General features: G+C 35.0%; 13 protein-coding genes. 4 read left to right on the top strand and 9 right to left on the bottom strand.

All coding sequences use genetic code 11. The features are described 5' to 3' along the window. Positions 1-255, top strand: a complete 255-nt coding sequence (locus H4V97_RS06925; RefSeq protein WP_209549315.1) for a hypothetical protein — start codon at positions 1-3, stop codon at positions 253-255. A gap of 609 nt (positions 256-864) precedes the next feature. Here H4V97_RS06925 and H4V97_RS06920 read toward each other — a convergent pair. From H4V97_RS06920 to H4V97_RS06910, 3 genes are read right to left on the bottom strand one after another with little or no spacing between them, the layout of a single operon-like run. Then, on the bottom strand, positions 865-1,854 hold the full coding sequence (locus H4V97_RS06920) for a HipA domain-containing protein (protein ID WP_317196493.1): 990 nt from the start codon (positions 1,852-1,854) through the stop codon (positions 865-867). Continuing rightward, entirely contained in the window at positions 1,851-2,177 is a 327-nt protein-coding gene (locus tag H4V97_RS06915) for a HipA N-terminal domain-containing protein (protein ID WP_196849356.1), read from the bottom strand. Before H4V97_RS06915 ends, H4V97_RS06920 begins: the two co-directional genes overlap by 4 nt. A 12-nt stretch (positions 2,178-2,189) precedes the next feature. Then, on the bottom strand, positions 2,190-2,393 hold the full coding sequence (locus H4V97_RS06910; RefSeq protein WP_196849355.1) for a helix-turn-helix domain-containing protein: 204 nt from the start codon (positions 2,391-2,393) through the stop codon (positions 2,190-2,192). Positions 2,394-3,137: 744 nt separating this feature from the next. On the opposite strand from H4V97_RS06910, the gene H4V97_RS06905 reads away from it, so the two are divergent. Continuing rightward, complete coding sequence (locus tag H4V97_RS06905) at positions 3,138-3,434, top strand: hypothetical protein (RefSeq protein ID WP_196849354.1); 297 nt, start codon at positions 3,138-3,140, stop codon at positions 3,432-3,434. Positions 3,435-3,760: 326 nt separating this feature from the next. On the opposite strand, the gene H4V97_RS06900 is transcribed toward H4V97_RS06905, so the two are convergent. From H4V97_RS06900 to H4V97_RS06885, 4 genes are all read right to left on the bottom strand, one after another. After that, the gene (locus H4V97_RS06900; RefSeq protein ID WP_245345210.1) at positions 3,761-4,057 is read right to left on the bottom strand and encodes a hypothetical protein; all 297 of its coding nucleotides are present in this window, start codon (positions 4,055-4,057) and stop codon (positions 3,761-3,763) included. A gap of 52 nt (positions 4,058-4,109) precedes the next feature. After that, positions 4,110-4,877, bottom strand: coding sequence for a hypothetical protein (locus H4V97_RS06895; protein ID WP_209549314.1), 768 nt, complete (start codon positions 4,875-4,877; stop codon positions 4,110-4,112). A 72-nt stretch (positions 4,878-4,949) separates the two neighbouring features. Then, on the bottom strand, positions 4,950-5,279 hold the full coding sequence (locus H4V97_RS06890) for a hypothetical protein (RefSeq protein WP_245345209.1): 330 nt from the start codon (positions 5,277-5,279) through the stop codon (positions 4,950-4,952). Positions 5,280-7,233: 1,954 nt separating this feature from the next. Then, the gene (locus H4V97_RS06885) at positions 7,234-8,895 is read right to left on the bottom strand and encodes an AraC family transcriptional regulator (protein WP_209549313.1); all 1,662 of its coding nucleotides are present in this window, start codon (positions 8,893-8,895) and stop codon (positions 7,234-7,236) included. A 381-nt stretch (positions 8,896-9,276) separates the two neighbouring features. Between H4V97_RS06885 and H4V97_RS06880 the strand changes: the two genes are divergently transcribed. Beyond that, entirely contained in the window at positions 9,277-9,960 is a 684-nt protein-coding gene (locus H4V97_RS06880; RefSeq protein WP_209549312.1) for a hypothetical protein, read from the top strand. 143 nt (positions 9,961-10,103) lie between these two features. Here the strand turns inward: H4V97_RS06880 and H4V97_RS06875 are convergent, their stop codons facing one another. Continuing rightward, the gene (locus tag H4V97_RS06875) at positions 10,104-10,805 is read right to left on the bottom strand and encodes an RteC domain-containing protein (protein WP_245345208.1); all 702 of its coding nucleotides are present in this window, start codon (positions 10,803-10,805) and stop codon (positions 10,104-10,106) included. Between H4V97_RS06875 and H4V97_RS15835 the strand changes: the two genes are divergently transcribed. Continuing rightward, positions 10,804-10,962: a hypothetical protein gene (locus tag H4V97_RS15835; protein ID WP_245345207.1), complete on the top strand. Its 159-nt coding sequence runs from the start codon at positions 10,804-10,806 to the stop codon at positions 10,960-10,962. The genes H4V97_RS06875 and H4V97_RS15835 overlap by 2 nt on opposite strands. 658 nt (positions 10,963-11,620) lie before the next feature. Here H4V97_RS15835 and H4V97_RS06870 read toward each other — a convergent pair. Then, on the bottom strand, positions 11,621-11,908 hold the full coding sequence (locus tag H4V97_RS06870; RefSeq protein ID WP_209549310.1) for a helix-turn-helix domain-containing protein: 288 nt from the start codon (positions 11,906-11,908) through the stop codon (positions 11,621-11,623). Between the last annotated feature and the right edge of the window lie 1,022 nt (positions 11,909-12,930).

Raw genomic sequence — 12,930 nt, 5'->3', positions numbered from 1 at the left:
ATGAATATAGTAAAAAGAGCGAAAGCTCCAACGCCAAAATTTTTCAAAGTGCTTCGAAATATTGGATTGGCATTGGTAGCAGTGGGCGGAACTATTCTGGCCGCACCCATTGCGTTGCCTGTTGTCTTGGGCTCCGTTGCCGGTTATTTAACTGTTGTAGGCGGCGTACTTTCGGCAGTAAGCCAGATAACCACAGGCAATGAAGATGCCCTTACTCCTGCGACAGGAATTAGGGCTGCCGATAGCAAAGTGTAAAATCAATGCATATTGATATTTCCACCAAAATAAATACCGCTGGCGGTGTCTTTTTGAGTTTGGTACCGAATTTAAATTCGGACGATATTTTGAGAACTGCGGTGTTGGCCGCGATTGGAGCAACAGTCAGTTTTATAATATCAATGCTACTCAAATGTATAATTAAGAAGCGCAAACATTAGTTTGACTTGAATTGCAATGATTTGAAGTTGAACAAAATTAAAGTCCATTCCGTGTAGTGCGGTTTGGGCTTTTTTTGTTTTGCTATCAACCAAATAATAATAATAATAATAATAACCTGATGGGTGTAATTATCTACAATGTCAGTTCGAGTGTTTTTTACGAAATGAAATGAAGCAAAACTTCTCGATATGCTTCGCTACTCGAAGTGACGTGTATCGAGAACCGTTTTTAATACTATCAATCTGTGATAATCTGTTACAATCCGTTTAATCAGTGGGCTATTTTTGATACTATCAATCACCTAAATAATAATAATAATAATAATAATAATAACCTGATGGGTGTAATTATCTACAACGTCAGTTCGAGTGTTGTTAACATGTGCTGATAAGTTTGGAAGTAAGAATTTGTTAAGTCAAAAATGTCTTATCCTTTCATTAGTTGTATTAAACGACCTTGGTAGGCTTGCAAATAATTTCTTTTTGTAGTATCACTGAGAAAAGATGCTGCTATCATTTTTTTTACAAATTCTGATTTTGAAAGCATAAGTTCCATAATTTCATTGAAAATTTTCACATTGATTTCCGCCTGTTCTGATAATTTGGCAAATTGCTGACTCATTTTTCCTCCTGCTAGATTTCGCGGTAAAAGCCCGTCATCTAGTGCAAAGTCTTTATCCTCAATATGAATACGACTATTCAATAGATCATAGGCAGGACTTAATCGATAATCTCCCATTGGGGTTTCAAGCAAAGAAAAATTTTTAAAGTGCGCATCTCCATTTGAAAACAGATAATTAAAAATAAGTATTTTTAAAAGTTTAGGAGCTTCTAATTTGTATGCCGGTAAATGTTTTTGCATTAGTTGAAATAACTCTAAATAGTTTCCTAAATACTTATAATGCTCTCCATGGGTTTGTGGTGTTCTTCCGGACAAGGACGCAAAATCTTCTTGTGCTAGTTTAGTGCTGTCTTCTTTTATGTCAAATCGCTTGGTAATATAGGCAGGAGCTCCATTTTTAAAGAAGATTAATGCATTTTCAGCTGTTTCTATTCCGTAGATTTGACGGGCAATTTGCATGGTTAGGTGTTCATTGGCTGGCATCTGATCCGGCCTTTTACCTATGGAGGGAATTGGTTTTAGAATATAAGCACCACGTTCCTCTTCCTTTGCAAGTCGTAATTTGTTCTTATCCAGTAGAACAGAGAATTTTTCCTGAACCCCTGAAATGGACATCTGTTTTCGATTTTCTTCAAAAAGTTTATCCGTTTCAGGATTGGATGCTGGTGCATCATAAGGTAATATATGATACACTTTTTTACCCTGAAATACTCTTTTCAAGCAGGTTCTATTATAGGTGTCAAAACCTTCTGCTAAGGTTCCAGGACAATATTTTATTTCAGCTAAACTCATCATTTTTCTGTTTTAACAACTCTGACTGCTCCGATACTGTCGTATTTTGCGACAGTCATCAGTAAGCCGAAATAATCGTCATTATCTATTCTATTGTACTTGCATACTACTTGTTTATTAGATCCTTCCGGTAGCATGTTGTAAAAAAAAGGGAACAAGAATTTTGAATTAAATTCTTGCTGGTTTTTAGGTAAAGTAAGACTGATACCGGGCTTATTGGGGTCTGCCATCCAATTATCATTATAACGGAATGTAAAAGAACCGCCATCGTGTTGCATTAAGATGCCAGCTTCTTCCTCTTTATATACTATTGCTGCTTTTCTCATTAGCGATCTGATCTATTTTTTAATTTTTAAACTGATTTCTAAGCCTAGCACATCAGCCAGTTTTTGTAACGTATGCAGTGTAGGGTTTCCTTTTCCACTTTCAAATTGTTTTAATGTTCGTAGACCAACACCTGATAACTCGGCTACCGTTTCTTGGGTAACCTGAAGCATCTGTCTTCGCTCTTTTATGGTCTTTATTAATTCTTCAAAGTGCATTATATGGCTTTTTTTTATGTAAATATACATTTTAAATGTGTATTTACACAACAAAGTGCACTAAAGTGCATTTTTTAATGGAATTAGCTATTGTTGATTTGTTTTTTAATCAAATAGAGCATTATGTTGCACTTTTTGGGTTTGGAATTGAATTTTCTGTTTATTTTCAGTATAGGTGCTAACCACACTTGGCTGCTAGTTTGGGGAGTTGAGTAGGCAGACCAATAAAAAACACACCACTAACCCCTCTAACTCCCTATATTATTTTGTTTGGAGTCGTTGAATCTTCGCTTTCAAGAGGGGAATGAACCTGGTTAAACGGAGACGTTTAGACTCCAATATGCGCACTAAAGACGAAAATGGCACACACCCTTCGTCAAGCTCAGGATGACAGACACAGATGCAACGGATAAACGCAGATTTTTGATAATATCAATCACCTAAATAATAATAATAACCTGATGGGTGTAATTATCTACAACGTCAGTTCCGTTTATCCCGAACTTGTTTCGGGAAGTGTTTTTTACGAAATGTAATGTAGCAAAACTTCTCGATATGCTTCGCTACTCGAAGTGACGTGTATCGAGAATCGTTTTTAATACTATCAATCTGTGCTAATCTGCTAAAATCCTTTTAATCAGTGGATTATTTTTGTTTTTCAATACTTTAAATATGAATCAACTGTATTATTTCATAACTTTATACGTGTAAAATTATTTTGTTTAACTCCTAATTTTTGTACCCATGTATATCGTTCGTGAAATCTTTTATCTCCAATTTGGCCGTTATAAAGATGCCAAAGCTTTGATTGATGAGGCTACACAAGGCGGATTGTTTCCACAAACAACCGGAAATCGGGTTTTAACCGACTTTACGGGAGAAAGTTACCGACTGATTTTTGAATCGTCTTATGTCGCACTTGCGGATTTTGAAAAAGAACTCGCAAAAGACATGGGTACTGCGGATTGGAAACAATGGTATGAAAAATTCAAAGTCTTGGTTCGCCATTCTGAAAGGGAAATTCTCAAACAAATTTCCTGATTTATATTGCCAATCCCGATAGTGGATTTGCACCCGAGCGAGCTTTTCAGCCCTTTCTTTTATAAAACACGTTTTCTATTATTGTGCTGTTCCTCTTATAACCGCACTTCACTCATTGGGCTAACTATTGTGTGTAAATCCGAGAGGACGGGGTGAGTGAAGTTATGGTGTCAAATCTTCTTAGTTGCTCTCTAAATTTGTTTCTCGAATACTCTTATTAATCCAATTAATAAAATCATTATTTCGTGAATCGTCAACCGAAATCAGAACAATCGATTCACGAAACACCGATTCACGAATCCTCGATTCACGAGCAATCGATTCCCCTACTCAGCAGAAAAGTCAATTAGGTGTACACTGCTGCCTTTGTAAGGATTGAATGAGGGTTCGTATCTAAGGAATCCTTTTTCATTTAATTCTCTCCTGAATTTCTGATAAGTAGCTTTAGAATAAATTTTACTGCTTTGCATCACCTCATCTCTGGTAATGGTAATAGGATTTTGAAACCGATTTACGTTCCAAAATTGAAATAAGACCATGTATAAACTGATATGGGTAGGGTTGAGGTTCTGATCCTGCATAATACGGTCAAAGAATTCAGTAAGGTGTTTTAAGTAGTTCATGAGATAGTATGCAGTGTTGAGTAATCCGTGTTAAGTAATCCGTGATCAGGTATTAGTTTTTTTGCGGCTTTTGATACCCTATTAGTGTTATTGTGTTGTATTTTCTATGTAAGAATTTTTGTTTTTTGCTCTCTTGTTTTAGAAATCCTATGAAAAGGAATGTCAGGTGTAATTCATTCCCTACAGGTGCCAGTGTGGATAGTGTTATCGTTTGTTTTTCTGCTTCTTTATCCAGTATCAATTCGTTGCTGTAGGAGGTGTGGAAGGTGTCGTTTTCACAATCCCAATTGGCTGTGGCAATTGCTAAATACACATGGGTGGCTTCTGAAGGCCAATCTAAGTGCTCGCTTGCCAAGAAGTCAGTCAGTGTTATTGTTTGGCTTTGCTGATGCCACTGTTCCTTTATTTTAAGAACTTGGCGTAAGGCCCTTAGTTTGTTGCCCTCAAAAAATAACAACATTGATTTGCCCTCACTGGTTTTTAAACCTTCCGAGAGGGTTCTTTTTCCTAATAGATTGGTGGTGTCTTCTTGAAGAATACCGAATAGAAGTTTATTTACCCTACCTGCGAAGCTGCCATCCTTGGCGAGGTTGTTGAACTGTACTGCCAACTGGCGAAAAATAATTGATTTTTTTGCGCAGTGCCCGAATTCCTTGCCATGGTTGCGAATACGATCATATATGGGATTCTTATTGAACTCTAGGGATGTTAAGCTAGCTTCTCGTTTTGATCGTGCATAATTATTTCCATCGGCAGTTACTACAAAGTTGATATCATCGATTGTTCCTTTTATTAAAAAAGGAGCTATTACTTTTGCCATTTTTTTAGTTGATTTTTAGTTGATTTTAGGGAGAGGTTTTATTCGTCAGCCAGAGGAGAGGGGAGTTTTTTTTCAAAATTTCCTGCTACTACTTTTTCTTTTATTAATGGGTTCGCTTGCTGAAAAATCGATTAGGTATACGCTGCTACCTTTGTAAGGATTGAATGAGGGTTCATATCTAAGGAATCCTTTTTCATTTAATTCTCTCATGCATTTGTGGTACGTAGCTTTAGAAGCGATCTTGCTAATTTGCATTACCTCATCTCGAGTTATACTAATTGGATTTTGAAAATTGTTTGTATTCCAGAACTGAAATAGTGAAAGGTATAAACTGATATGAGTAGGGTTGAGGTTCTGGTCTTGTATGATGCGGTCAAAGAAACCAGTGAGATGGTGTTTCATGTAATTCATGTGGTAGTGTTTGGTTTTTTAGTATTTGGTTTTTAATGATCAGTATTCTGTGATCAGCGGTCAGTATTCAATAATCAGTGATCAGTGATCAGTGGTCAGTTTTTAGTGTTCCGTCTTTAGTAATCAGTGATCAGTTTTTAGTGATCAGTAATCAGTAATCCGAGTACTGTGTTACATGTTGAGGTTTAGGATTCTGAGTGGCGTTTCATTAACGACATAAAATTACATTTGACGAGATTACTTCGTCAATACGGGCATGCTGTCAAGTCCTCCTTTGTCCGTGTGATAATGATAATAATACGGTTCTTCTTGTAAGGATTTGATTTGCCATAATAGATTTTCTTAAATTGTTATGGTGTAAAATTGTTGGAATTAATTGTTTTTATATCACAAGGTGGTTCACAAGTTGTGAAAGAAAAGTCGGGTTGAGTTAATAATTTATTGGAGTTCGTGAATCTATGATTTCAAAAGAAACAGATAATGAAGCCTGTGCTGTTGTTACATGTTTTTTGTTTATTGAAAGATTCTTTTCTTTTGTCATGATTACTCACGAGTTAATAATTTATTGGGGTTCATGAATCTCTGATTTCAAAAGAAACAAAAAATATTCATGGGTTGTTTTTTTCTTTTGTCTTGATTACTCACGAGTTAATATTTAATTGGAGTTCGTGAATCTTTGACTTCAAAAGAAACAAAAAATATTCATGGTTAATATTATTTTTGTGGTATTCATGAATCTTCGATTTCAACCTCAATATTTTTATACCAAAATCATCGGACAAATTTCCCTATCGCGACCCCAGTCGCTCGTGTTGCACACTCGACTGGGGGCTCACTCCTTGCGGCCAAAGCTGAAATTCTTACCGTGATTTTCTGCTGTAAAAATATAAGGGCGAATATAACGAATTGTTGCGATTGCTATTTTTATTACTAAAGAGTTAATGATTTATTGGAGGTCGTGAATCTATGATTTCAAATGAAACAAGTAATAAAGCGTATACTATCGTTACACGTTTTTTGTTTATTACTAAATTCTTTTCTTTTGTCTTGATACAAAAGAAACAAAAGATCAAGCCTCCATATTTTTACACTAAAAATCATCGGACGTATTTCCCTATCGCGACCCCAGCCGCTCGTGTTTCACACTCGACTTGGGGGTCACTCCCTGCTGCCCGCGCTGAAATTCTTACCGTGATTTTTTAGTATAAAAATATAAGGGCGACTCTAGCTCAGTTTAAAAAAAATAAATGTTCTCTCAAAGAGAAACCGCTCGCGTGTTCCCCTCTAGAGAGGGGTTAGGGGTGTGTTTTTTCGGTTATAAATTCCTTAAAGTTACATAACATCAGGAATGTAATCCTTAAAAGTATTGGGGCGAGTAGAGGATAATTTGTTGCTATTGCTATTTTTGGTAATGATTAAAATCTTTACTTTTTTCCTTGAAAGTAACAAAAAAATATTCATGGGTTGTTATTGTTTTTTTGTATTCATGAATCTTCGATTTCAAGCCTGAAGTGTCGTTACACGTTTTTTGTTTTTAAGAGATTCTTTTTCTTTTGTCTTGATACAAAAGAAACAAAAAATATTCATGGGTTATTATTGTTTTTTTGTATTCATGAATCTTCGATTTCAAGCCTGAAAATAAAAAGCTTAAAAACGATTTTAATTATTTACCTAACTGCCACTGGCAGTCCTCCTTTTAATTTCAAATATTCCGCACCCCGAGCCGTTCGTCCTGCGGACTCAACTCGCGGAGTGCTTCCATTTCACTTCGTCGTTGTTTTTCTATGCTTTTTATTTAAGGGCGAGTTAAAAGTGGACGTTTAAATGGATAGTACTTTATTACTCGACTCGGGGGTCATTCCCTGCTGACAGCGCTGAAATCTTTACCATGATTTTCTACTTTGGCAACAGCAAGGGTGTGAGGAAGTACAAGTTTTAGGGCTATCTATGGATGAAATTGATCTCGTAATTTACTAATGAAGTAGGTGGGGGATAGGCCTGTTCGATTATTGAATGCGCGTGTAAAGATTTGGGTAGAACCGAAGCCGGATTCTTCACCTAATGCCTTATTGGTATAATTGCGATATTTGTTTTCGTTTTTGAGTAATTCTATAACATGATCGATCTTTAAATCGCTGATATAGTCAATGGTTCTTTTGCCTCGGTAGCGTGCAATAATTTTTGAAACGTATTTCGTGTTGGTGTTTAATAATGAAGCTATTTTTCGCAAATTCATGTCTTTTTGAAGGTATTTTTTATTGTGTTCAAATTTTTCAAGATTTTTTAGAATTCCCATAACCACTTCAGCGCTGATATCCAGTTCCATTTCTTTACTGTCATTGTCCGAAACTAATGATCTGACCTTATCGGGTTTGCGATTCATTAACTCTTCAAATAATCTTTTATTTCTAAAATGCCTAAAAGTTAGAAAAGCAATAACTAAAGTCATTATAATAATGATACTAAATCCCGCAACTGTCCTGTATTTCATTGACTGCTCAATATCACGTTTTGTTTGAAGTAATTTTTTTGTGTCGTATTCCTTGTGTATTTTTCCTGAAAGATATTTGTAGTCCTGACTGAGAACGTGGTCTACTTTTAAAAGAGCACTGATGTAGTATAACTGTAATTCCTTGTTGTTTCTCTGGTGATAATAGTCAATTAATATTTCATACGCTTCCCGTAAATCCGGACGTATGTAATTTTGCTTTTGAAATGCCTCATTTATTTTTTTGAAATAAGGCAACGCTTTTTCCTTAAGATTTTGTGACCAGTAGCTTTTACCGATGTAAAAATACGCCACCGTTTCGTTTGCAAAGTCCTTATTATGTCTCACTGCAGGTAACGCCATTGTTAATTTCTTAATCGCATCACTATAATTGTGATTGAAATACTGATTAATCCCTTCGGAATGGATGAAGTAGGACTGCATTTCTGAATTTTTAAAGCGTAGACCAGCACGCAGTCCCATCTGATTTGTCTGGCTGCACAGCTTATATTTACCCGTCAAGTTATAACAGAGTCCTAGAGAATGAAGCGAATTTAGATACGCACGGTCATCTTCTTCCTTAAAATATTTGACGCATTCTTTAAACAATGTTATTGCCTCATCGTAAAAACCAAGGTAATATTTGATTTGACCAATAACATATTTTACTTTATAAATAAGGTATAGGTTATATGTCTTTGAAATATATTTATCTGCTATCAGGTAGCTATCGAGTGCCTTCATGTGTTCTTTACGATCATAATGCACAATACCTTTTGTCATGTAGACTGATCCGATTAATTCAATGTCGGCTGTTTTTTTAGCCGCTATCACCATACTATCGGCATATCTAAGTTGTAATTTTTTATTGCTTTTATATATCAAGGTTTTATAGGCCAGTGCCATTTGACCAAAGTTTCTCTCCCTTTTTGCCTTTGTTAGCCATGATTTTGTATAAAGACGCTCTTTGATGCTGTCTCGTTCTTTATATAATATGTTTTTGTTAAAATATTCATAGCTTTTGGCTTCAAGACTGTCCGGAATGACAAAATTCTTTTGCTGTGCATTTGCATAATAATAAAAGCATATCCATATTATAAGAAAGTATTTTTTTGTCATTATTGAAAGAGATTGGGGTTTACTGATTAGAAAATCCAGGATTAATAAACTTGATTACTTAATTCCTGAAAAATAAATGTAACTAAAATAGTTTAATCGATGCTGGAATCGTCCTAGTAAATAATTTTTTTGCCTTGTTGAGTGTAACTAATTGTTTGTCTGCTGTTTATTTTAAATTTTGCTATGTTCAATTCGGGAATTTCATAGCATAGATTCCCGAATTGAATAGGTGTTGGCTTGTCGGAGGAAACATGTGCCCTTAGTTTTGCCTTGAATTCAAACGGTTTTGTTATGAGCAAAACCAACACCTTGTTCAGATTATCCCGGGAGAAATGAACTGATGAAAAAAGTAATCAGTAACATTTAAAAACATTAATAAAGATGAAAAAAATCTATTTATGCCTTAACACATTAATCTGCATCTCCTTTTTAGTAACACTTGATTCCTGCACTACCGATACTTCTAATTTATCGAGTGCAGCGCCAAACAGTTTTGGTTCGGACAAGGAGATCAATTATTATAATTCAAGAAAAGGTGATGTAATGCCCGCTAACAGCGAGAATCCTTATGACACGGCTGGGCGGGTTCCCACTGAATTATCTGAGACTAATGCAGCAGAAAATTCAATAATTGATAGTGATGGCTCTATTGTTCATGCCCCTATTGCTGTTAATAGTTTAAGAGGAGCCGACTATGATCCTAAACTATCGGGTAAGGCAACTTTTATCAATTCGGATAACAGAACTAATTTATTTGAAGTCATCGCCACTTCTAATATGTCTTCAACTGGCAAATTCATTCTTAGTGATTTTATCCATTCTTTTCAATTTCTATCAAAGAAGGAAGACCGCTATGTAGTACTTTATGACTTTGTTGTTAAATTCGAAAGAGGTATCCTTAGTAATCCTCTGCTGACAGAAATGGATAAAAAAATTATCCTCACTGCTTCGTCAATTGTCCGATGCTCCAGTTATGCGTCTAAAACAGAATCAATAGAGGCGATTGACCCGGACTGGACTAAACTTATAACACATCTTATTGGTGAAACTGGTAGTGCTGATTAAGAAGCTGAAGTGATACGGTTGGCAATTGTAAATGCTATTATGTTTTAGTATTAGCCATGATTGTATTTGACTTTTGTTTCCATAAAAATGCCCCCAAATAGTGTCTAACTTTTTGGGGGCATTTCATTTTTGAGTAGCCTTTTTTAATTCTCATCTGCATCGTCCATACGGATTATCAGCTTATTTTTGAGCGTATTCAGAAATTTTGTTCTGTCGGATTTCCTATTTCGGATTTCGAGAAAAACCCTATTGAACTGACCCAAATCAATAGAAAAAGTGTATTCGAAAAAGCTTGCAATTTCTTTGAGTCCAGATGTTCCGTTATTAATAGCACCTTCCGTATGCAGTGCATAGATCAGTTCAATCAACTCTACTTTTGATCCTGTCCACTTTTGGCTTTTATGCAATGAAGGAGGGGCAGTGCTACTTTTTTTCTTATTTTCCAATTTTTCAAGTTCTGATTCGAAGTAGGATTTAAGTAAATCATTGGCCATTATTTTTGCCAATTTATAGTCATGTGAAGTAGAAAAACGAGGATCTGCCTGAAAGTAAAAACTATCGAGTGTCAATTTTACATCGTATTTGCCTCTTATAAAATACGTAGCATCGAGGCATTGATTATTGGTGCGGTAGTAGCGGTAAAATTCCTGATTTTCATCAAAAAAGACTTTTAGTTTAAGGAGTTCTGCTTTATAATATTTGCGTATTGTTTTTTGAGAACCCAATGGCTTGTTGGTTTCGATAGTATAGATTTCGTTGTAATAAATCAGTTTACTGGCAAACTTTGGTTTGATGTTTCGAAAGAATTCTATTTCCTCCTTCTTATTTAACAATTTATATTTCATGAAAAATTTTTTTAGTTTCTCTAAGACAATAACTATACTTTTTATTGCCAATTCAGCGCATAGAATCTGGTTTTCTGTTTCCAGATGGATTACTATTAATCTATGTTCTAATTGGGATATCAATGATTCAGAAAACAATTTCATTATTGCTGTTTAAGATTTACAATTTGACTGATTCAGTAATTGAATCGGAAGGCAAATCTATTTGATGGTTGCTCAGGTTGCAAATGATGTGGTGTGCTATTCCCGAATTGAATAGTGAAATTCCCGAATTGCATAGTGGTTATAATTTGATTTTTTAGTGTCTATGATAATTGCTTGAGTAGTTTTAAAATAAACAGTGATAGTTAGGGAATACAATTCCGCGTTGTTGGGGTTGAATAGAATTTAGGTTGTGCACTTTGTGAAGCGGGGAGACCTAGAAGAGCAGGTATTTCGAGGGTCTGGTTTTTCGCTATCCGCGTTATAAACGCTCTGTTTTATCTTTCCAAAAATACTTGGTACTCGATGCAATCGAGCACCAGTGGGATTCCCATAATCCCGTATACAAAAAAAGACACTTCATAGCATCTTTCATTTCTTCCTCCAACTATCATTATAATGCCTATTCCTCGTATGCTCATAAAATTTACCTCTTAAGTAAAGGCCTACAATCCATATAACAATTAGCCCTATTATTTCATACCATTCCATCCTTATTATAGATTTGATTAAGTATCAAACCTATAGCTTTATTGAGATAGCTACAAATAGTATAGTGTGTGATTCCTGAATTGAACACTACAGTTTAAGTGGTTTCCATAAAAAAAAGATGCTTAGGCATCTTTTTTTATTTTCACGGTTTTGTACTTTTCAAGATCAAAATTAAATAGCTCCTTGATTGTGACATTAAGTCCTTTACAAATCATCAATAAGGTTTCTAATTTAGGGTTAGTTTCACCTCTCTCTATTTCTCCAATCGTTTTTTTTGTAACATTTGCTATTAGCCCTAATTCTTCCTGAGAAATTGGTTTCTTGTTAATGGGATTTAAAATCTTTTGTCTAAGTTCGTTTATTCTAATTCCGAGAGCTATCTTTTCTAATGTGAAATCGTCGTTATTCATAAAAGTAAATTTCATTTTTAAAAAAGAAAATAAAGGACACCTGTAGGTTACTTATTTAAATTAATTTTATATATTTGTCTTACGAATACATCATAAGATGTATTTTTGCGATTCTTCATGTAAAATATTTGAAGCATTCGCTTTGAATCTCGTTATCAAAAACTGGTAATTTTAGCACACGAGATGATAGGTACGATGCTCACGTCCCATGGCGTGGGCTCACTTATTCGTGTGCGGGTATACCAGTACCTTGATAGCGTTTAAGCTGAGTTCCATGCCATTTTTTTATGGCTATACCTCAGCTGGTTCTAAGCCAATCTTCCTCATTTTCATAGTCTCACATTGATTTGTTAACCAGTCTAACCACTAAAACTATGCGCCTATGAGTTAAAAACTATTCCTAATTTAAGCCCTTCGACTGTACTTCGGCTTCGCCCAGTATGGAATTATCAAGGAGACACAACTATAATGCTTAAAAAATACCTGCACCGAAACACCTTTTGAATAAAATGGACATAATTTAATTTGAGTTAGTTATCACAAGGTGCAGGTTATTTTTAGTCACTTACAAACAAAGAACTTAACCTTTTAAACAAGTAAATAATAACATGAAGTACTACATACAAATAAGGGCTGCATTAATTGTGGCATTCATAACGCTTATATGCCTTTGGCTTTATGGTTGCAGTAGTTTTATCTAACATACGCTGTTATCATTGTTATTAGTATTTAATCAGTTGGTATCATCAAAAACGGTTCTCGATACATTTTTTGCTTCATTTCATTGCACAAAAAACACTCGAACTGACGTTTTTGATACATTTTTTGCTTCATTTCATTGCACAAAAAACAGTCGAACTAACTTTTTTGATACTTACGCTCAATGAGTTTTTATTTTTACTCGGAATTCTGACGAAATTTCCAGTCTAATGAGAAACCCCTGAAGGTTCTTTGAATAAAAAAGCCAAGTGAATTTAATTTTAAATTTATGAGCTCTTAAAAATCTTAAATAAAACAGCTTG

The sequence above is a fragment of the Flavobacterium sp. CG_23.5 genome (assembly GCF_017875765.1).
In the GTDB taxonomy this organism is placed as follows: domain Bacteria; phylum Bacteroidota; class Bacteroidia; order Flavobacteriales; family Flavobacteriaceae; genus Flavobacterium.
The sequence above is the reverse complement of the archived record's forward strand: the minus strand, read 5'-3'. Positions and strand labels throughout refer to the sequence as shown.